Below are 19449 nucleotides of genomic sequence, written 5' to 3'. Positions count from 1 at the left end.
ACGGGCTGCCCAGCGCAAGTCCATGATTTGATGGCGGTTTGCGCGATGTTCTCAAGTGGCGCGGCGGCTGGCACGCAGATTGCGAACGGTAAGACCATTTACCGATACGGAGACACACGTCATGACCACCGCGACTGCGCAACGCCGCACCGAATTTCGCCGCAAGGTCGAAGCCCGCCAGGGGCTGCTCGTCCCCGGCGCCTTCAATGCCCTTTCGGCTCGCGTTATCGAAGACGCCGGTTTCGAGGCGCTGTACCTCACCGGCGCGGGCGTCACCAACATGTCGCTCGGCTTGCCCGACCTCGCATTCGTGGGGCTCGCCGAGATGGCCGAGCACACCGCTCGCGTGCGCGATGCGGTTTCGCTGCCGATCATCGTCGATGCCGATACGGGCTTCGGCAACGCGCTCAATGTGCGTCATACGGTGCGCGTGCTCGAGCGCAGCGGCGCCGACGCCATCCAGTTCGAAGATCAGGTGTTGCCCAAGAAGTGTGGTCACTTCAACGGCAAGGCCGTGATCGGGGCCGACGAGATGGCCGGCAAGATCCGCGCCGCCGTCGATGCGCGCGAAGACGGCAATCTGCAAATCATCGCCCGTACCGATGCTGCTGCCGTTGAGGGCATGGAAGCCGCCATTGAGCGCGGCCACCGCTTCATCGAAGCCGGTGCCGACATTCTGTTCATCGAAGCGACGGAGACGCTGGCTGATATCGAACGGTTGCCTGCGTTGTTCGATCGTCCGCAGTTGATCAACATCGTCATCGGCGGGAAGACGCCGACGCAATCGCAGCCGCGTCTGGCCGAGTTGGGTTACGGCATCGTGCTCTACGCGAACGCCGCGCTGCAAAGCGCCGTGCTCGGCATGCAAAAGGCGCTGGGCACGCTGCGCGATACCGGACGTCTCGATGAAGATCCGTCGCTCGTGGTGCCCTTCGCGGAACGCCAGCGTTTGGTGAACAAGCCGTTCTACGACGCGCTCGACAAGCAGTACGCCGCCGACTGAGCGCACGGCCTGCGCGCTTATCCCCCGAACACGCATGACAGTGACGCCGGTCGTTCCCGGCGTCGCTCGCATTTCCAGCAGCACGGCATCACTGCACGACTGCAGCAGACAATAAGTTACGGAGACAGATTGTGACGCCCCCCTCGGATTCCCTTGCCGCCCGCCCTTCGCAAACGTTGCACACTTCTCATGCGGGCGTGGGCGCGCGTGAGCCGGTCAAGATCGGTTCCATCGTCGGCGGCCTCGCGGGCAACCTGATCGAGTGGTACGACTTCCTCGCGTACAGCATCTTCTCGATCTATTTCGCAAAGGCGTTTTTTCCCGGCGATAACCCGACCGTCCAACTCATGAACACGGCGGCGATTGCGGCGGTCGGCTATGTGGCGCGTCCGCTGGGGAGTTGGCTCATCGGCCTGTATGCCGACCGGCGCGGCCGCAAGGCAGCGCTGACGGGATCGGTGCTCGCGATGAGTGTCGGTTCGATGATGATTGCGCTCACGCCTGGCTACGCGACCATCGGCATCTTCGCGCCCATGGTGTTGATCGCAGCGCGTTTGCTGCAAGGTCTCTCGATGGGCGGCGAGTACGGGACGAGCGCGACCTATCTGAGCGAAGTGGCACCGGAGCATCGCAAAGGCTTTTATCTCGGCTTTCTGCAAGTGAGCGTGGTCGCGGGGCAACTCGTTGCGCTCGGCCTGATGCTGCTCATGCAGCGCGTATTGCTCACCTCGGAGCAGATCGAGCACTGGGGATGGCGCATTCCGTTCGTGCTGGGCGGCGTGCTTGCGCTCTTCGCGCTGTACATGCGTCGCAACGTGACGGAGAGCGAGGCGTTTGTCGATAGCGTGAAGAAGCGCGAGACGTCGATTGCCCTCGAAGTCCTGGGGCACTGGCGTCAGATTCTGCTGGCTATCGGCATCACGATTGGCGGCACGGTCGCGTTCTATACCTTCACTGTCTACATGCAGAAGTTTCTGGTGAACTCGGTCGGCTTGTCGAAAGAGTCGTCGACCTTCATCTCCACGCTCGCCCTGTTGCTCTATATGCCATTGCAACCGCTATTCGGGTTGCTGTCGGACGTGATCGGCCGTCGCAAGGTGCTGATGATCTTCGGCGTGAGCACGACGCTGTTCTCCGTGCCGCTCTTCACGGCACTCAGCCACACGAAAGATCCGGTGGTGGCGTTCGCGCTGTCGTTCGCCGGACTGGTGATGCTCTCGGGCTTCACGTCGGTACACATGTTGGCGAAGACGGAGCTGTTCCCGCCGCGCATCCGTGCGTTGGCGGTCGGCTGCCCGTACGCGCTGACGACGGCGATCCTCGGCGGCACGACGGAGTTCGTGGCCTTGCGATTCAAGGCGAGCGGCCACGAATCGTATTTCTATTGGTACGTGACGATCTGCGCCGCGATCTCGCTCATCGTGTATCTGAAGATGCCGGAAACGCGCGGCCGCCGTTTCGACTGATTCGATTGATTCGATTGATTCGATTGATGCGCCGAAAGTTGCGTTGACTTTGCGCGGACGAGACGATACGATCAAGTCCTATTTCGAACGCCCTCCCGGTCCGCCGGGGGGGCGTTTCTTTTTGGTTTCCGGACACCGTGATCCGGTTTTCATTCACCAGAAAGGAACGACTCGAAATGACGACGCTTTCCTGCGCCACGCTGGGCTTCACGCCATTCGGCAACGGACCCGAACCCGTTCTCGTATTGCACGACTGGCTGGGCGGCCACGCGAACTACGACGCCCTCCTGCCGTATCTCGACGGTGCGGCATTCACCTATGTATTCGCCGATTTGCGCGGGTATGGACGCTCGCAGCATCTGCGTGGCGTCTACACCATCGACGAAATCGCGGCCGACTGTTTGGGCGTGGCCAACGCCTTGGGCTGGTCACGTTTTCATGTGATCGGTCATTCGATGACTGGCATGGCGACGCAACGCCTTGCGGCCAATGCAACGTCGCGCATCAAGAGCGCTGTGGCAGTGTGTCCGATATCGGCCGCGGGGAATCGTCTGCCTCCGGAGGCAGCAGCGTTCTTCGCACTGACGTGCGAGGACGACGATGCGTTTCGCCAGCTCGTGAAGTTCGTGACGGGCGGTGCGTCGGACGATTGGGTCGATGCGAAGCTGCGTCGAAACCGCGAGGATGTGGCGGTGGAGTGCCGTCGTCGCTACCTCGACATGATGACGACGGCGGATTTCGTTGACGACGTGCGCGGGCTGGCTACGCCGTGGTTAGTGGTCGTGGGAGACAACGACCCGGGCCTCGACGCCGAGGTAATGAAGCGGACCTTCCTCGCGTGGCATCCGAACGCACAGTTAGCCGAGATAACGGACTGCGGGCACTACCCGATGCAGACCCATGCCCCAGCTTTCGCGACGCTTATCGAAGCTTTCCTGAGCGCTCACGCGGTGTGAAAGGTCGCGCGACGACGGGCATGCGCGCATCGCTCCTGTCATCGTCGCGCACCTGAGTGCGCTATCGACTACATTTCGTCGACGGCCGTGCTGACCGAGGGTTGTCCGCCGTCTTGCTCCAGCGAGAAACGATTGCGCGTATCGACATAGAAGCTCGCGCCGAACCGCCCCACAGGAAAGTAGTTCTGCAACCTGACGCGCCAGTGCTGTGTGTCGATCAATTCATCGCGGGCATGCAGGCGCTCGACGCGTCCGATGAAGATGTGGCGGCTTGGTGTCTCCAGGGTTTCCCAAAGGTGGCATTCGAACGCCACCGGCGCTTCGGCGATGCGCGGCGGCGCGACGAGACGGCTCGGCACCGGTGTGAGTCCCGCGTGCGTCAGCTCGCTCTCGCTCGCGGGCAGCCGGTCGCCGCACGCGTGCATTCGCGCCGTCATCGCCTCGTCGGTGAGATGCACCACGTATTCGCGATTGCGCAGAATGTTGGCGGCGGTGTCTTTGAGCGAGTCGTCGTCGCGACGGTTGATCGAGAGCATCACGATCGGCGGTTCTTCACCGAGCATGTTGAACATCGAGAACGGTGCCGCGTTGATGGCGCCGCCCTCGTTGATCGTGGTCACGAGCGCAATCGGACGCGGCACGATCAGGCTCGCCATCAGTTTGTAGCGTTGATACGCCGTAATTTCCCGGAAGTCGATTTCCATGCGATGTCCTAGGTGGGCTGGCGGCGTTGGCGTTTGGCGGGAATCGCTGACGTCACGGCCGCTTCCGGCGACGCCACTTCCGGCAGGCCGAGCAGCGACGCGAGACTTTTCTGGCCGCGCATGCGGGTCGTCTCGATACGGCGCTCGAGTTCTTCAAGGTGTGACTGCATGCGCGCGATGGCCCCGGCCGCATCGCGCTGGGCGATGCACGCCACGATGGCCGCATGTTCGTCGTGTTCGCACGGGGCATAACCGGGCGGTTCATACAGCCCGACGATGAGCGAGCAACGCGAGATCAGTTCGCTGAGATAGCGCAGCAGCACCGCGTTGCCGGCCAGCGCAGCGACACGCAAGTGGAAGTCGCTCGCGAGGCGTGCCCACGACGGCTGGTCGAAGCGATGCATTGCTGCATGCTCGGCGTCGAGTTGGCGGCGGAGCATCACGAGATCGTCATCGGTGACGTTGGTGACGGCCAGTTCGACCAGGGCACGTTCCAACGCGCGCCGGGCCTCGAAGATCTCGCGCGTTTCCTCGGGCGTCGGTTCGGCGATGACGGCCCCCTTGTTGGGACGCAACGTGACGATGCCGTCATGCGCCAGACGCTCCAGCACGCGGCGCACGACCGCACGCCCCACATCGAAGAGCTGGCAAAGCTCCGGCTCCGGGAGTTTGGTGCCCGGCGTCAGACGATGCGCGAGCACGCCATCGACGATGGTGCGATAGATATGCGTCTCAATGCGGGTCTCTGCGCTTTGCTCGCTCAGGTCATGCGCGACAGGCGCGTGCAGCGAGAGCAAGCGGGATTCGGTGTCGTGCTCAGACGGGGTCGAGGCGGGCCGGGCGGATGGGCGAGCACCGCGTCGCGAAGGCGTGAGAGGCTTGTCGGCAGGCATAGTTGGCGACGGTAACAGGGTCGGAAGTGAGCAGTCGGGGCACGCCGGACAATGCAGATTGAGCGTCATATTGGACCTTACCCCATGATGGTGTCGGGCTGTGTCACGCTCACGGCCGCGACATGCGCCGCGATTTCCCCCGGCGTTGCGAGCCAGATTTCGCCCCGTCGTGCTGCGTCGGCGACAGGCGTGAGCGCGCGGCGCAGATGGCGAAGCCGATACGGTTGACCGACAAGATACGGGTGCAATGCAATCCCCATCACCAGCGGCTGCGCGCGCGTCGGATGTTCCGCCTGCGCGTACATCTCGTCGAACTGATCCGCAATCATGTCGGCGAACGCCGTGCCATCGAGCTGACGTCCCACGATCATTGGAATGTCGTTCACCTCCTGCGGATACGGCACCGACCATAACGTGCCGTGTGCCGTGCGCATGCGCACCGGCCGGTCGTCATGACACCAGTTCAGCGTGTAGCGATATCCCGTGCCTGCGAGCAGATCCGGTGTGTGATGTGTCTCCGATATCCAGGGCGACAGCCATCCCGTCGGCGCGTATCCCGCTTCCGCTGTCAGGCGCTCCCGGCAATGGGTGAGGAGATCGCGCTCATGCTCGAACTCGAAATCGCTCTGACGATGCGAATTCGTGTGGCCATGTCCGATCAGTTCGTCGCCGCGTGCCACAAAGGCGTGTACCAGCGCGGGGCAATGATCGAGCAGCGACGTATTGAGCACCACACCCGCGGGCATCGACAGATCGTCGAAGAGGTCGAGACAGCGCCACGCCCCCACACGATTGCCGTATTCGCGCCAACTGAAGTTGAGCACGTCCGGCTGCGGTGAGACCGGGCCGAGGTTGGCGCCCAGTCCTTCGCCGAATGCGAAGTGCTCCAGATTGAAGCCAAGGTAGACGGCCAGACGCGCCCCATTGGGCCAGCGATAGGTGTCGCGCGCCGTGATCGGCAGATAGTCGAATCGGTCATGGGTACGAGGCGCGCCGAAGCGGGCGTCGATGCTCGCGTAGTCGTCGCGTTTCGGGAGAGTCAGGGCAGAAGTCATCGGGTGTCGTCTTTGCCGTGCGTGGTCGCAAGGAGTGCTCAATGTCAGGGGCCATTCGTTCGTCGTTCGTTCGGGCGTCGTGAGCCGACTTGAAACATTTGCGCACCGCGGCTGTGCGGGCGCGTTCCGAGTTGGCGCAAAACGCATCGTCAACGAACGTCACAACCAATCGTTCGCAATTTCGATGCCAGATCGTGAACACACCACGATGCATATCGCGCTGGGTAACTCACGCGAAATGTGGACGATGTGGCACGCCTCTTGCGTACGGCGGGGACATGCTCGGGCAATGCCCGGCAACGGGACCGCGTTCGGTCCGCTCACGATTCGCTTCTGATGTTTCCTCACGGAGATTGCTCATGTCTGCATCTGTATGTTCCAACGCTGCCAGCGCCACGACGGCGGTATCGGCCTCACCCCGCAGGCGTTGGCTCAAGACCAGTGCGCTTGCGCTCGCGGCGGCGGGTATGACGTTCGTCAGTGTGTCGGGCTATGCGGCAGACACGATCAAGATCGGTCTCGTCACGGCGCTCTCGGGGCAGTCGGCCCGTGCCGGCGAGGCCCTGACGCGAGGCATGACGATTGCCATCGACGAGATCAATGCGAGCGGCGGCGTGCTCGGCGGGCGCAAGCTCGAGTTGGTGCGTCGCGACGACGAGGGCAACCCGGCCAAGGGTGTGCTTGCTGCACGTGAGCTGATTTACAAGGACAAAGTCGCGGTGCTGTTCGGCGGGCTCGACACGCCGGTGTCGATGGCCATCGTGCCCATCGCCAATCAGGAGAAGGTGCCGTTCATGGGGCCGTGGGCGGCGGGCACGCCGATTACTCGCAACGGCGCGCATCCGAACTATGTGTTTCGCGTATCGGCCGTTGACGAGATCGTCGACGGCGCCATGGTCGAGCATGCGCAGCAGACCTTCGGTGCAAAGAAGCTCGGTCTGATTCTCGTGAACAACCCGTGGGGCGAATCGAACGAGAAAGGCATTGTCGCCGCGCTGGCCGCGAAAGGCATGAAGCCTGCGGGTGTGGAGAAGTTCGAGGCCAATGACGTGGATATCACGCCGCAGCTCGGCCGCCTGAAGGCCGCAGGGGCTGACACGTTGCTGATGGTCGGCAACGTCGGACCGTCGGCGCAGGTGGTGAAGTCGCTCGATCGCATGGGCTGGAAGGTGCCCATTGTGTCGCACTGGGGCCCGGCGGGCGGACGTTTCACCGAGCTGGCCGGCGCCAACGCCAAGGCGGTGCATTTCGTGCAGACGTATAGCTTCTTCGGTGCGACGTCGCCGGTGAGCGCGCGTGTCGTTGCCGCACTCAAGGCGAAGTACGCCGACATCAAGGGAGTGGACGACATCACCCCGGCCGTTGGCGTAGCGAATGCCTACGACGCCATGCGCCTGACGGCACTCGCCATCGATAAGGCGGGTTCGACGAACGGCGATGCGATTCGCGGCGGCTACTACAAGATCGACCGCTACGAAGGGCTCATCAAGACGTATGTGAAGCCGTTCAGCGAACAGCAGCACGATGCCCTGTCCGCACAAGACTACGTGTGGGCGCAGTTCATCGACAACCGCATCGTTCCCGTGCCGGCAACGGGCGCGAAGGTCGCGGCGAAGTAAGTCACACGTCACTGGAATCGAGGGCCTGCCTTGCACCGGCGGCCCGAAGGACATCTCATGCAATGGATCTCGGCGCTCGTCGCCGGCCTGGGGCTCGGCAGTATGTACGGCCTCATGGCGCTCGGCTTTCATCTGACCTTTGCGGTAAGCGCGACGGTCAACTTCGCGCAGGGCAGCTCGATGATGCTGGGCGCAGTGCTCGCGTACACGTTCGCACAGACGCTCGGCTGGCCGATGCCGCTGGCGATCGTCGCTGCGCTCGCGCTGTGTGCCGTCTACGGCCTGGCGGTGGAGCGGCTCGCGGTGCAACCTTTCGTGCGGCGCGGGTCCAGTGCGTGGCTGATGGCGACCGTCGCGCTGGGTATCGTGCTCGATAACGTGGTCATGCTGACCTTCGGCACCGAGCCGCGCAGTCTGCCGTCGCCGCTGGCGCAAAGCGCTTTGCAGATTGGCGACGCGGGACTGGGCGTCTATCCGTTGCAACTGGTGATCCCGGTGGTCGGCCTCGCGCTCGCGGGTGTACTGCACTATGTGCTGCGACGCTCGCGCTGGGGCGTAGCCATGCTCGCCGTGGTGCAGAACCGCGACGCCGCGCGACTCATGGGCATCCCGATTCAACGCACCATCGCGGCCGCGTTTGCTGTCTCGACGCTGCTCGCGGGGGTGGCCGGCGTGCTGATCGCACCGTTGTTCAATGTGCAGGCCGACATGGGGACCGTGTTCGGCCTCAAAGCGTTTGCCGTGGCGATTCTCGGTGGGCTCTCCAGTGCGTGGGGGGTGATGATCGCCGGTCTGCTGTTCGGCGTGAGCGAAGCGATGATTACCGCGACGCTGGGGTCGAGCTACACGCAAATCATTACGTTCGGTCTGGTCATCGTGTTGCTGGCGATGCGTCCGGAAGGCATGTTCGGTCGCGCGGAGGTGCGTAAGGTATGAGCGATTCTCCTTTGCGGCTGGCGTCGCATGCTGCACAACCCGGGACGTCGGGCGTAACGCCTCAGCAAGCGCACGACGGCATTGCGCTCACGGCGATTCTCGCGGCGGCGCTGCTCGCGATGGCGGGTGCCGCATGCGTGGTGAACGGCTATTTCGTTGTGGTGATTGCCGGTGTTGCCTTGCTCGCGATCTGTGGTGTGGGCCTGAATCTTCTGCTTGGGCTGACAGGGCAGGTGTCGTTTGGCCACGTGGGCTTCTACGCCATTGGCGCGTATGCCGTGGCGATTCTGACGACACAGGCGGGTTGGCCGTTCTGGCCCGCCTGGCTCGCGGGCGGGGTGATGGCCGCGCTCACCGGCGGGCTGCTGGCGCTGCCCGCCTTACGTGTGCGCGGACCGGGTCTGGCGATGGTGACGATCGCCTTCGGTTTCATCGTCGAGCACGGCGCCGTGGAGTGGCGTGCATTGACCGGCGGACAGAATGGCCTGATGGGCGTGATGCCCCCGGGCATCTTCGGCGTTGCGGGAAGCGAGCGCGTGGTCGCTGTGGCGGCGCTCGCCGTGCTGGGCGTGGCGCTGCTGATCTATGCCCGCATCTCTCGCGGCGCGTGGGGGGCGGCCATGCGTGCAGTGCGCGATAGTGAGACGGCGGCGGCGTCGATCGGTGTCAATCCATTGATCGTCAAAGCGGTAGCGTTCGCATTCTCTGCGGCGCTTGCCGGATTGGCAGGCGGCTTGTTCGCACCGCTGCAAAGCATGGTGACGCCTGGCATGTTCTCGTTCCTTCAGTCGCTGCTGTTCGTGCTGGTCGTGATGATCGGCGGCGCGGGAACGATCGCCGGACCGCTTGTCGGCGCCGTCGTCGTCGGGTTGCTGCCTGAGCTGCTGGCGAGTCTCGAGAACCTGCGTCTGCTGTGTTTCGGCGTACTGCTGCTGGTGGTGTTGTGGGGGGCGCCCAACGGCGTGATCGGCGTGTTGGGAACGTGGTGGAAGTCGCGCCGCCGAGCTTCACCGGAGGACGTTCGTGCCGACGCGACGGCGCCGCTCACGCTACCGGTGCTCGCGCAAGGGCAGCGCAAGGGACTCGCGGCGCATGGCCTTGCCATGACGTTCGGCGGCGTGAAGGCGGTGGCCGATCTGTCGTTCGAATTGCCGGCCGCGCGGGTGACGAGTCTGATCGGCCCGAATGGCGCCGGGAAATCGACCGTGCTCAATATGCTCTCGGGCTTCTATCGTCCCCAAGCGGGCACGCGCACGCTCGGCGGCGACGCGCTCGCCGCGCGGGGCGCATGTGACAGCGCCCGGCATGGGGTCGCCCGCACCTATCAGACGTCGCAACTGTTTGGCGGGATGAGCGTGCTGGATAACGTAACGCTTGCACTGAGCGCGGGCCGCCTCGGGGGCTTGCTCGGTGTGGCTCGCATGCGCAGCAACGTGCACCGCGAAGCGGCAACGGCCTTGCTGCGCGCGTGCGGGTATCACGGCGATGTGGAACTGATGGCCGCCGATCTGGCGCACGTCGACCGCCGCCTGGTGGAGATCGCGCGGGCATTGGCGACACGGCCTGCGGTGCTGCTGCTCGACGAACCGGCTGCGGGACTGTCGACACAGGACAAGGCGCAGCTGGGCAAACTGCTGCGCGAGATCGCCGGCAGCGGCGTGGCGGTCGGACTCGTCGAGCACGATATGTCGCTGGTGATGGGCGTGTCCGATGGGATCGTTGTGATCGACGCGGGACGCTTTCTCGCGCAGGGATCCCCCACGGCCATTCGGCATGACGAGCGAGTGCGTCAGGCTTACCTCGGTGCGTCGACGGTGGACGCGAGCAAGCCGCCCGAGCGTGATGTCGCAGCGACGCCGGAAGTGCTGGGTGTCGGCAAGCTCACTACGGGATACGGCGCAGCACCGGTGCTGCATGACGTATCGATTCAAGTGCGCGAGGGCGAACTGGTCGCGCTGCTCGGCGCCAACGGGGCGGGCAAGTCGACGCTCATGCGCGCGCTTGCGGGCTTGCACCGCCCGGTCAGTGGCGGCATGACGTTCGACGGACGCGATCTGTCCCGGCTGGATGCCGCAAAGATTGCCGCGTTGGGCGTGGTGCTGGTGCCTGAGGGGCGGCAGGTATTCGCGGAACTGTCGGTACTGGACAATCTGCGGCTCGGGGCATTTCCGTGCGGACGTCTGCCGAGAGCGACGCTCGACGCGCGCATCGCCCAGATGTTCGCGCGCTACCCGCGTTTGCAGGAGCGGCAGCATCAGCGCGCCGGCCTGCTCTCCGGCGGCGAGCAGCAGATGCTCGCCATTGCACGTGCGCTGATGTCGGCCCCGCGCGTACTGTTGCTCGACGAACCGTCGCTGGGGCTGGCGCCGAAGGTCATTGCAGAGTTGTTTGCGTCGCTCGATGCTTTGCGGCGTGAATCGCTGTCGATGCTGCTCGTCGATCAGATGGCGGCGATGGCGCTGTCTATCGCGGATCGCGCCTACGTGCTGGAAGAAGGGCGCGTGAGCGTGAGTGGCGCCGCGAGCGAGCTGGCACGCGACGCGCGTCTGGCGGCGGCGTATCTCGGTGGGCAGCCTGGGGCAGGAGCGGCCGCATGACGGCGCGAGACGTGATCGATGCCGCACCGCCCGCACTCGCCCGCGGACGCGCCGGATTGGTCACCAGTCCGCATGCGCTGGCGAGTGCAGCGGGGCGTGACGTCCTGCAACAAGGCGGCAATGCCATCGAAGCGGCCATTACCATTGCGGCCATGCTGTGTGTGACGATGCCGCACTTCACAGGCCTTGGCGGCGACGGCTTCTGGTTGATGGCGGACGGTGCCGGTGTCGATGCGCCACCGCTCGCAATTTCCGGCATCGGGCAGGCAGTGAAGCACCTTCCTCGTGCGTTACTCGACGGCGGAGCAATTGCTGCGCGGGGGCCCGCCTCTGCGCTGACCACGGCAGCGACGGTCGCTGCATGGGAAGCGGCGTATCGCGTTAGCCGCGAAGCATGGGGCGGCACTTTGTCGTGGGCCTCCTTGCTCGCACCGGCCATCGCCGCCGCAGAGGCGGGTTTCCCGGTAAGCCGCTCGCAAGACTTCTGGTATGCCTATCGCGCGAACGAGATGGGCGATGCGGCGATGTGGCGCGGCTTCGCGTCGACGTTCCTGCCGAATGGGCGAGCGCCGGTGTCGGGTGAGCGGTTTCGGCAACCGGCGTTAGCTGACACCTTGCGGCGCCTGGCCAAGGGCGGCGCGCGTGAATTCTACGAAGGCGAGTTGGCCGCGCGTATGGCGCACGGCCTGCAAGCCGCCGGGTCGCCACTCACGCGAGACGATCTTGCCGCCACGCGGGTGCATGTGTCGCCCGCGCTGACAATGCCGTACGGCGATGGCGTGCTGGCGACGCTGCCGCCCCCGACGCAAGGCGTCACGACGCTGCAAATCATGGGGATACTCGCGCGGCTGGGACTGCGAGATTGCGCGCATGGCAGCGCGACGTATTACCACCGGCTTGTCGAAGCGGTGAAACAGGCATTCATCGATCGCGACCGCTATGTGGCGGACCCTGAATACGCCGATGTCCCGGTGGGCAGGCTGTTGTCAGCGGCGCATTTGCGCGCGGCCGCGTCGCGCATCGACGATCGCGTTGCGCTCGATTGGCCACACCGCTTTCGCGAGGGAGACACGGTGTACTTCGCTGCGACGGATGCTGCCGGTCGCGCCGTGAGCGTGTTGCAGACGATTTACTTCGACTGGGGAAGCGGCGTGATGGCGGGCGACACGGGCGTGCTTTGGCACAATCGTGGCGCGGCATTCCGTCCGGCGGGCAGCGCGCATCCCAATGCGTTGATGCCGGGCAAGCGACCGTTCCATACGCTCAATCCCGGCATGTATCTGGAGGGTGGACGCCCCCGGTTGCTTTACGGAACACAGGGGGCAGACGGTCAGCCGCAGACGCTATGCGCGTTGCTCACGCGACTGATCGACTATGGCATGGACCCCTACGAGGCGCTTTCGCAACCGCGCTTTCTGCTGGGCCGCACATTTTCCGACAGCCGGGACACTCTGAAGCTGGAGTGCGACGCGGGAGACGACGTGTTCGATGCATTGGCGCAGCGCGGCCATGCGTTGGCGGCGCTGCCGAGACACAGTCCGCTGGCGGGGCAGGCGGGTGTAATTTCGATGGGTGCGGACGGGCTGGCGACGGGGGCGCACGATCCGCGCAGCGATGGTGCTGCGTTAGCTGCCTAGCGGCTTGTCAGAGCGGGCCGTCGCTGCTGTCGAGGTCCGAGTCGGGTGACGGGGTTGCTTCGCCCCGGGTCGTCGCCCGTTTGTGCTTGACCTGATACGCGGTGATGACGAGGGTGGCGACCATATCGAGCGCGGGGCGCGTCTCTCCGCTGCGGTCGGTCCACACCTTCGGCGTGAGCGAGCCGGAGATCGACACGCTATCGCCGTCCTCGAGCGCCAGCAGTGCACTGCTGGCCGTCTCGCTGAACGCGATCACGTTGACGAAGATCGGCTCGCCGTCGCCGTCTCCGCCCGTTGCGCGAACTTTGGCCGTGACGAAGGGGTGTCCGTTTTGTCCAGTGCGCTGCGTTGCCTTGCCGTACATTTTGCCGCCGATCAGGCCGTCAATCATTGTCATTCTCCAAGGCGATTTCGCTAGGCGTCTCGCGCAATGCTGCGTCTATGATCGCTCCGGCGTCGCCGGTGCGAGTCTGATGCCGTCATGTTGCCCGATGTTATCGCGGGCGTCATGGCGGATTGCCGGAAAGCCGCGGAAAACAAAAAACCCGCGAAGCCGTGCGCTGTCGCGGGTTTCTGCATGTCGCCGGAACACTCCGGGATGAAACTTGGTGCCCAGGGCGGGACTCGAACCCGCACGCCTCTCGGCGCTACCCCCTCAAGATAGTGCGTCTACCAATTCCGCCACCTGGGCAAGGGAGCGCGATTGTAACGGGAAAATCGGATTTTGTGAATGTTTCCCGCACGCCGCGCACGCCCTGCCCCGCCTTCAGGCGGCCAGCCGCTGCGACGATCCCACCACCGACAGCGACGGCGCATGCGGCGCGCCAAAGCCGCGCGAATCGACGTGATGCCCTTCGCGCAGACGGAAGCGCGCCACCGTTTCAGCGAGCATGCGGGCCTGCTCGCTCAACATCGCCGACGCCGCGGCGGACTCTTCCACCAGCGCCGCATTCTGCTGTGTTGCCTGGTCCATCTCGGAGACCGAGCGGTCGATCTGGCTGATGCCCGCGCTCTGCTCGGTCATCGCCCCGTGGATCTCGCTCACCAGACGCTGCACGCGCGTGATCCCGTCGACGATTTCGGTCATTGTCGTGCCCGCAGCCTGCACACGTTCCGTGCCGCTCTTCACGTTTTGCACCGACGTTTCGATGAGCGCCTTGATCTCCTGCGCCGCGGCGGCGCTGCGCTGGGCCAGCGTACGCACTTCGCCTGCCACCACCGCAAAGCCGCGTCCCTGTTCGCCTGCACGCGCGGCTTCCACCGCTGCGTTGAGCGCCAGAATGTTGGTCTGGAACGCGATACCGTCGATTACGCCGATGATTTCCGTAATGCGTTCGGACGACTGCGTGATGGCCGCCATCGTGCCGACGGCATCGGTGACGACCTGACCGCCACGCGCGGCGGCGGCGCTCGCGTCGTTGGCCAGACGCGTCGCATGCTCGGCGGTGTCGGCCGTTTGCTTGACGCTGGACGTCAGCTCCGTGAGCGCAGACGACGTTTCCTGCAACGACCCTGCCGACGCCTCGGTGCGCTGCGACAGATCGCGGTTGCCCATCTCGATCTCGCTCGTGGCCGATGTCATCGACGACACCCCCGAACGCACATCCAGCATTACCGTACTGATCTTGTCGACGAACGCGTTGAACGACTTCGAGATCTGCGCCACTTCGTCGTGGCCGATGACATCCAGGCGCTGCGTCATGTCGCCGTCGCCCGAGCCGATGGTGTCCATCGCATCACGCACCGTCGACAGACGCTTGAACGCGCGCGACGTGAAGATCGACGCAATGACCAGCGAGATCAGCGTCAGCACGATCAGCGTGACGACCATTGCACCCAGAACATAAGCCAGCCCGGCCGTGGCTTCCGCGCGGTCGAGGGCGACCACCAGATACCAGTCCGTGCCGGGAATGCGCTTGGCCTTGAGTAGCTTGGGCGCGCCAGCGAGGTCCATGGCGACCGGTGCGGCGTCGTCTGCGGCCATGCCCGGCAGCGACTCGGCGGTGAGCGTGGCGGCCACGTCCGTCGACGGCTTGAGCGAGAACTTGTTGTCCGGGTGAGCAATCACCTGCCCGTCGCTCGCCACGACCAGCGCGAGGCTAGAGGGCGTGGGGTGTACCGCCTTGATGATGTCCTGCACGCCGGTGAGCGCCACGGCACCGCTGATCGCGCCGGTGGTCTGGCCGTCACGCACGAGCGGCGCGGTGAAGGCCACGTAGGGAATGCCCGTCGACGAATCGCCATACGGCTTGGTGACGGTCAGCTTGCCCGCCGCGACCGCGCTCTTGTACCACGGACGGGCGGTCGGATCGTAGTCCGCCGGTGTGGGGGCGGTGGAGAAAAACGTCTTGTCGGACCAGCCGATGCTCGTGATCGGGAAGTCGTTGGTCTTGCCCATGAGCTTGACCAACCCGGCCGGATCGCCCTTCTCGACGACCTGCGACGTTGCCACGACCGCCTGCGCCTTGTCGGCCGACCAACGCTCGATGGCGCTTGCATTGCCGTTGGCCACGGCCGAAAGCGTTTGGGCAATGCTCGACATCATGCTGTCACGCACGATCACGTAAGTCGTGATGCCAGAAAGAATCAGGGCCCCCACCACCGTCAGGCAGGCAATGAGCAGAATCCGGGTTCGCAACGAAGTGACTTTCATGGGCTTTCATCGTTAGGCCCGCAAGCGAGCCGTTGATTGGGGGGGAGCACCGCTCAGGCCACACTGCCGGTGCCATCGCATCGATACAATGCAGCGCTACTCTTTGCGCTTACGGCGCTTCGAGGCAGTAACTTTAATGAGCGCAGATCAATGCGGGTGTGCCGCACTTCAACGGCCGTGCTCACGGCCTTCGTCCCTTCGTCCCTTACTGCCCCTTTCCGGTCTCAGCCACACCGACGGGGTTCCATCCTATTGGCGTGACGCCCATCGCCACACCGGCACCATTGCGAGACTGACCCCGGCGGCGAGTCCCAACGCGGCGTACAGCCCTGCATTCCCTGGCGACACGGTCACGACGAGCGAGCCGAAGATGGCCACGCCAAGTGCCGCACCTGCCTGTCGCGCGGTGTTCAACACCGCCGCCGCCACGCCCGCCTGCGCCGGTGTGACCGTTTGCAGTGCCGGCGCTGTTGCGATCGGTGAAACGACGCCCGACGCTGCACCGATGGCCAACATCGGCAATACGGCGAACGCATATGGCACGTTGGCCGTGACGAACACGAGTCCGAACGCCCCGGCGGCGTAGGCGGTGAACGCCGAAAGCATCGGCAGCACCGAGCCGAAACGAGCGGCCATGCGTCCCGCCATCAGGCTACCGACGGCGACCATGACCGTCATAGGCAGTAACGCCATGCCCGTTTGTAACGCGCTGTATCCACGCGCCTGCTGAAAGTGAAGGCTTACGACGAACAACAGGCCGTAGAACACGAAAGCAGAGGCCATCGACGCCGCTGTCGAGCCGGCGAATACGCCGCTTCGGAAGAGTGGCAATGGCAGCATCGGACGGGCATGACGGGATTCGATACGTAGCAACGCAAGCCATGCGAGCGCCGACAAGACCGCCCCGCCAACGATCCACGGCGATGTCCAGCCGAGCGAATGACCCTCGATGAGCACACCGATCAGCGTGGCCAGGGCGACCATGCCAGCTATCAGGCCGGGAAGATCGACAGGGTTTGGGGAAGATTGCGCGGGCGCCGAGACGGCGATTTTCCATGCCATCGCCGTGCCTGCGAGACAGATCGGCACGTTCACGAAGAAGATGCTGCGCCAGCCGAACCCCTGGATAAGCACACCGCCAATGAGCGGCCCGGCCGCCAGTGCGACACCTCCCAGTCCAACCCACCGGCCGATGGCACGCGCCCGCTCGACAGGATTGGGCGTGGCCTGATGAATGAGTTTGAGCGAGCACGGCACGAGCAGTGCCGCGCCGATGCCTTGCACAGCGCGCGCTGCGATGAGTATCGGCGGCGAGAGCGCCAGAGCGCAGCCAAGCGAGGCCGTCATGAAAATCACGAGACCCGCAAGATAGCCCCGCTTTGCCCCCCATCGATCACCGAGGGTGCCGCCGGTGAGCAACAGACTCGCGAACATCAACGTGTACGCGCTGATGACCCATTGCAGACCGGTCATCTGCACATCGAAAGCGCGGGCCAGCGGCTCAAGTGCGACGTTGACGATCGACGTATCCAGCAGAACCACGACGTAGCTGATGCATGTCGCGTTCAGTATTCGTTTCGCGTTGGACGCATCGTGTTGTACGGCGTGGGTGCGCTCAAGAGATGGCGCTGCGCAGTCGGTATGCATCGATTTTCGGCCAGTGATGACAATGGCCGGAGTCTAGGCGCGAGTGAGGCGAGAATGTTTCGACGCGTGATGAACTATCGTAGGGCGTCGTGTAGCTTCGCCGGGTCATGAAGGCTTGCTCGGGGTGACGTGCCGGGCATCGTCGCTATCGTTGCCGCTCCCCCATGACGCGCGCGCAAAGCCAAACGGTGTTAGATGGCGCGGTGCTGCGTGAGGTCGGGGAAGCCGAGTGTCGTGGCGCGGCAGCCGTCTGCCAGTTCGTCGTCGTGTGTCGAAAAGAACACGCAGCGATCTCTGCCGAGGGTGGTGAACAGATCGATGAGTACCGCGCGCGACCCTGCATCGAGACCGCCGCTGGGCTCGTCGGCGAGGATGACGCTCGGCGTGCCGAACAGCGTCGCCGTCAGATAGAACTTGCGACGCGTGCCGAGCGACATCTGGTCGAAACGCTTCTCGCTGTGCGGCGTCAGACCAAAGCGCTCGGCCAGATCGAGTACGCGGGCGTCGACGGTCGAATGCGTTTCGATGGCGCGTTGCTCGAGAAAGCCGCGTCCGGTTTGCGACGGATCGGCGAGGCAGTCGAACGGCACCACGGCGAGCGAAGCCTTCGCCGCTGCTGGTGTCTCATGCATGGCGTGAGCATCGATCCAGACCTTGCCGCCCTCGGGGTCGGCCGTGCCCGCGAGTATGCCGAGCAGTGTGGTCTTACCGCCGCCGCCCTCGTCGCGCAAGGCGAAGCAACCACGCGCCGCGTGGAAACTCAGGTTCTCGAAGAGCGTGAAAGTGCCGAAGCGTCTGGTGAGGTTCTCGAAGCGGAGCATATCGGGGCGTGAGGGCTACTTCAGATAGGCCTTGATAACGTGAAGCACGGGCGCGAGCTCGGCTTCGCGATGCGCCTGTTCGGGTTCATTGACAAGGTGATCGACGAGGTGGCCTTCGATGACGGCGCCCATCAGGCCATTGACCGCGCCGCGAATGGCCGCGATTTGCTGGAGGATCTCGACGCAGTCGCCCTCCTCGTTCAGTTGGCGTTCCAAGGCCTGCGCCTGCCCTTGAATGCGACGCACGCGTGCCAACAACTTGCTCTTGTCTCGAATCGTGTGCACGGTCTGCCGCACTCCTGTCTGTGACGTCTCAACGGAACAAAAATGTTAACACGAATATACTGGGGGGTAGTATATTCCGGCTTCGACTTCCGACCTATCGGGTATTACCTCATGACCGAGTTCTCGACGCTTCTTCAGCAAGGCAACGCCTGGCTTTTTATCCCCAGCGCCATCTTGCTTGGCGCGTTGCATGGGCTGGAACCGGGGCATTCCAAGACGATGATGGCGGCGTTTATCGTTGCCATACGCGGCACGGTGGGACAGGCGGTGCTGCTCGGTCTGTCGGCGACGCTTTCTCACACTGCGGTCGTGTGGCTTGTCGCAATGGCCGGACTGTACTTCGGGCGCAACTGGGACGCCGAAGCCACAGAGCCCTACTTTCAACTGGCCTCGGGCGTGCTGATTCTGGCCGTCGCAGGATGGATGCTCTGGCGAACCTGGCGTGACAATACGCGTTCGCACGACCACGACCACGACCACGACCACGACCACGACCACGACCACGACCACGGCCACGACCACGCTCACGCTCACGCTCACGCTCACAGCCACGACCACAGCCACAGCCACGGTCACAACCACAGCCCTGCGCCACACGCCCACGCTCGTCTTGAATTAGCCGCCGACGGCTATCAGGACGCCCACGAGCGCGCGCACGCCCGTGGCATTCAGAAGCGATTTACAGGGCGTGATGTCACGACCGGCCAGATCGTCATGTTCGGCCTGACGGGCGGACTGGTGCCGTGCCCGGCGTCGATCACGGTCTTGCTGCTTTGTCTGCAACTGAAGCGTTTCGCTCTGGGCGCGGGGCTCGTGTTGTGTTTCAGCATTGGGCTCGCGATGACAATGGTGGCGTCCGGCACATTGGCGGCGCTCAGCGTGCGGCATGTGTCGCGCCGCTGGAGCGGCTTCGGCGACTTCGCACGCAAAGCGCCCTACATCTCCGGCGGCTTGATCGTTCTGGTCGGGTTATACGTCGGGTATCAAGGCGCGGCTCATCTTTTCTTCAAGACGTAATCCGAGAGGCGAAAACGATGTGCGGTGATGTGTCCGATTGCGGCGCGGGCTCACGCTCGTCGACTTCATGACGGAACACTATCGCCAGCCGTGAGCGATTGTCCGGCAGGGTTGCCGGTGCTGTGCAAGAATCGGCGCATCCGGCATTGATCCCGTGAGG

16 protein-coding genes and 1 tRNA gene are annotated in these 19449 nt (G+C 64.3%); 8 read left to right on the top strand and 9 right to left on the bottom strand.

The genetic code is table 11. From position 1 onward, the window contains the following. The first annotated feature begins 121 nt into the window (after positions 1-121). From PBR20603_RS03840 to PBR20603_RS03830, 3 genes are all read left to right on the top strand, one after another. Positions 122-1003, top strand: coding sequence for an isocitrate lyase/PEP mutase family protein (locus PBR20603_RS03840; protein ID WP_150558174.1), 882 nt, complete (start codon positions 122-124; stop codon positions 1001-1003). A gap of 131 nt (positions 1004-1134) precedes the next feature. Continuing rightward, the gene (locus PBR20603_RS03835) at positions 1135-2469 is read left to right on the top strand and encodes an MFS transporter (protein WP_246174357.1); all 1335 of its coding nucleotides are present in this window, start codon (positions 1135-1137) and stop codon (positions 2467-2469) included. A gap of 176 nt (positions 2470-2645) precedes the next feature. Next, complete coding sequence (locus PBR20603_RS03830) at positions 2646-3425, top strand: alpha/beta fold hydrolase (RefSeq protein ID WP_150558173.1); 780 nt, start codon at positions 2646-2648, stop codon at positions 3423-3425. A gap of 68 nt (positions 3426-3493) precedes the next feature. On the opposite strand, the gene PBR20603_RS03825 is transcribed toward PBR20603_RS03830, so the two are convergent. The 3 genes from PBR20603_RS03825 to PBR20603_RS03815 form a co-directional block, all read right to left on the bottom strand. After that, a complete protein-coding gene (locus PBR20603_RS03825; RefSeq protein WP_150558172.1) occupies positions 3494-4129 on the bottom strand; it encodes a flavin reductase family protein in 636 nt (211 codons plus the stop codon). 8 nt (positions 4130-4137) lie between these two features. After that, on the bottom strand, positions 4138-4926 hold the full coding sequence (locus PBR20603_RS03820; protein ID WP_246174356.1) for a GntR family transcriptional regulator: 789 nt from the start codon (positions 4924-4926) through the stop codon (positions 4138-4140). A gap of 173 nt (positions 4927-5099) precedes the next feature. Beyond that, positions 5100-6077 carry a polysaccharide deacetylase family protein gene (locus tag PBR20603_RS03815; RefSeq protein WP_150558170.1) on the bottom strand — a complete coding sequence of 326 codons (978 nt, stop codon included), beginning with the start codon at positions 6075-6077 and terminating at the stop codon, positions 5100-5102. Between the two features lie 467 nt (positions 6078-6544). Here PBR20603_RS03815 and PBR20603_RS03810 point away from each other — a divergent pair, with 467 nt between their 5' ends. The 4 genes from PBR20603_RS03810 to PBR20603_RS03795 are packed head-to-tail and all read left to right on the top strand — an operon-like array spanning position 6545 to position 12866. Further along, on the top strand, positions 6545-7696 hold the full coding sequence (locus PBR20603_RS03810) for an ABC transporter substrate-binding protein (RefSeq protein WP_150558328.1): 1152 nt from the start codon (positions 6545-6547) through the stop codon (positions 7694-7696). 57 nt (positions 7697-7753) lie between these two features. Further along, a complete protein-coding gene (locus tag PBR20603_RS03805; protein ID WP_150558169.1) occupies positions 7754-8632 on the top strand; it encodes a branched-chain amino acid ABC transporter permease in 879 nt (292 codons plus the stop codon). Next, positions 8629-11229, top strand: coding sequence for a branched-chain amino acid ABC transporter ATP-binding protein/permease (locus PBR20603_RS03800; RefSeq protein WP_150558168.1), 2601 nt, complete (start codon positions 8629-8631; stop codon positions 11227-11229). Before PBR20603_RS03805 ends, PBR20603_RS03800 begins: the two co-directional genes overlap by 4 nt. Further along, complete coding sequence (locus PBR20603_RS03795) at positions 11226-12866, top strand: gamma-glutamyltransferase family protein (RefSeq protein ID WP_150558167.1); 1641 nt, start codon at positions 11226-11228, stop codon at positions 12864-12866. The genes PBR20603_RS03800 and PBR20603_RS03795 overlap by 4 nt, the downstream gene beginning before the upstream one ends. A gap of 7 nt (positions 12867-12873) precedes the next feature. On the opposite strand, the gene PBR20603_RS03790 is transcribed toward PBR20603_RS03795, so the two are convergent. From PBR20603_RS03790 to PBR20603_RS03765, 6 genes are all read right to left on the bottom strand, one after another. Then, positions 12874-13257, bottom strand: a complete 384-nt coding sequence (locus PBR20603_RS03790) for a single-stranded DNA-binding protein (protein WP_150558166.1) — start codon at positions 13255-13257, stop codon at positions 12874-12876. Positions 13258-13472: 215 nt separating this feature from the next. After that, a tRNA-Leu gene (locus PBR20603_RS03785) sits at positions 13473-13557 on the bottom strand. Between the two features lie 75 nt (positions 13558-13632). Next, the gene (locus tag PBR20603_RS03780; protein WP_150558165.1) at positions 13633-15519 is read right to left on the bottom strand and encodes a methyl-accepting chemotaxis protein; all 1887 of its coding nucleotides are present in this window, start codon (positions 15517-15519) and stop codon (positions 13633-13635) included. A gap of 249 nt (positions 15520-15768) precedes the next feature. Then, positions 15769-17166, bottom strand: a complete 1398-nt coding sequence (locus PBR20603_RS03775; RefSeq protein ID WP_150558164.1) for an MFS transporter — start codon at positions 17164-17166, stop codon at positions 15769-15771. 191 nt (positions 17167-17357) lie between these two features. Further along, positions 17358-17987 (bottom strand): ABC transporter ATP-binding protein, encoded by a 630-nt coding sequence (locus PBR20603_RS03770; RefSeq protein WP_150558163.1) that lies wholly within the window; start codon positions 17985-17987, stop codon positions 17358-17360. A gap of 15 nt (positions 17988-18002) precedes the next feature. Continuing rightward, entirely contained in the window at positions 18003-18272 is a 270-nt protein-coding gene (locus tag PBR20603_RS03765) for a metal/formaldehyde-sensitive transcriptional repressor (RefSeq protein ID WP_150558162.1), read from the bottom strand. A gap of 111 nt (positions 18273-18383) precedes the next feature. Between PBR20603_RS03765 and PBR20603_RS03760 the strand changes: the two genes are divergently transcribed. Then, entirely contained in the window at positions 18384-19289 is a 906-nt protein-coding gene (locus PBR20603_RS03760; protein WP_150558161.1) for a nickel/cobalt efflux protein RcnA, read from the top strand. Positions 19290-19449: the final 160 nt, after the last annotated feature.

The organism is Pandoraea bronchicola, from assembly GCF_902459805.1.
In the GTDB taxonomy this organism is placed as follows: Bacteria; Pseudomonadota; Gammaproteobacteria; order Burkholderiales; family Burkholderiaceae; genus Pandoraea; species Pandoraea bronchicola.
The sequence above is the reverse complement of the archived record's forward strand: the minus strand, read 5'-3'. Positions and strand labels throughout refer to the sequence as shown.

Bases quoted from the DNA above. Each gene is read 5' to 3' on its own strand.
- PBR20603_RS03770 (WP_150558163.1), bottom strand. From the start codon at position 17,987: ATGCTCCGCTTCGAGAACCTCACCAGACGCTTCGGCACTTTCACGCTC.
- PBR20603_RS03805 (WP_150558169.1), top strand. From the start codon at position 7,754: ATGCAATGGATCTCGGCGCTCGTCGCCGGCCTGGGGCTCGGCAGTATG.
- PBR20603_RS03795 (WP_150558167.1), top strand. From the start codon at position 11,226: ATGACGGCGCGAGACGTGATCGATGCCGCACCGCCCGCACTCGCCCGC.
- PBR20603_RS03825 (WP_150558172.1), bottom strand. From the start codon at position 4,129: ATGGAAATCGACTTCCGGGAAATTACGGCGTATCAACGCTACAAACTG.
- PBR20603_RS03780 (WP_150558165.1), bottom strand. From the start codon at position 15,519: ATGAAAGTCACTTCGTTGCGAACCCGGATTCTGCTCATTGCCTGCCTG.
- PBR20603_RS03840 (WP_150558174.1), top strand. From the start codon at position 122: ATGACCACCGCGACTGCGCAACGCCGCACCGAATTTCGCCGCAAGGTC.
- PBR20603_RS03800 (WP_150558168.1), top strand. From the start codon at position 8,629: ATGAGCGATTCTCCTTTGCGGCTGGCGTCGCATGCTGCACAACCCGGG.
- PBR20603_RS03830 (WP_150558173.1), top strand. From the start codon at position 2,646: ATGACGACGCTTTCCTGCGCCACGCTGGGCTTCACGCCATTCGGCAAC.
- PBR20603_RS03790 (WP_150558166.1), bottom strand. From the start codon at position 13,257: ATGATTGACGGCCTGATCGGCGGCAAAATGTACGGCAAGGCAACGCAG.
- PBR20603_RS03760 (WP_150558161.1), top strand. From the start codon at position 18,384: ATGACCGAGTTCTCGACGCTTCTTCAGCAAGGCAACGCCTGGCTTTTT.
- PBR20603_RS03810 (WP_150558328.1), top strand. From the start codon at position 6,545: ATGACGTTCGTCAGTGTGTCGGGCTATGCGGCAGACACGATCAAGATC.
- PBR20603_RS03815 (WP_150558170.1), bottom strand. From the start codon at position 6,077: ATGACTTCTGCCCTGACTCTCCCGAAACGCGACGACTACGCGAGCATC.
- PBR20603_RS03775 (WP_150558164.1), bottom strand. From the start codon at position 17,166: ATGCATACCGACTGCGCAGCGCCATCTCTTGAGCGCACCCACGCCGTA.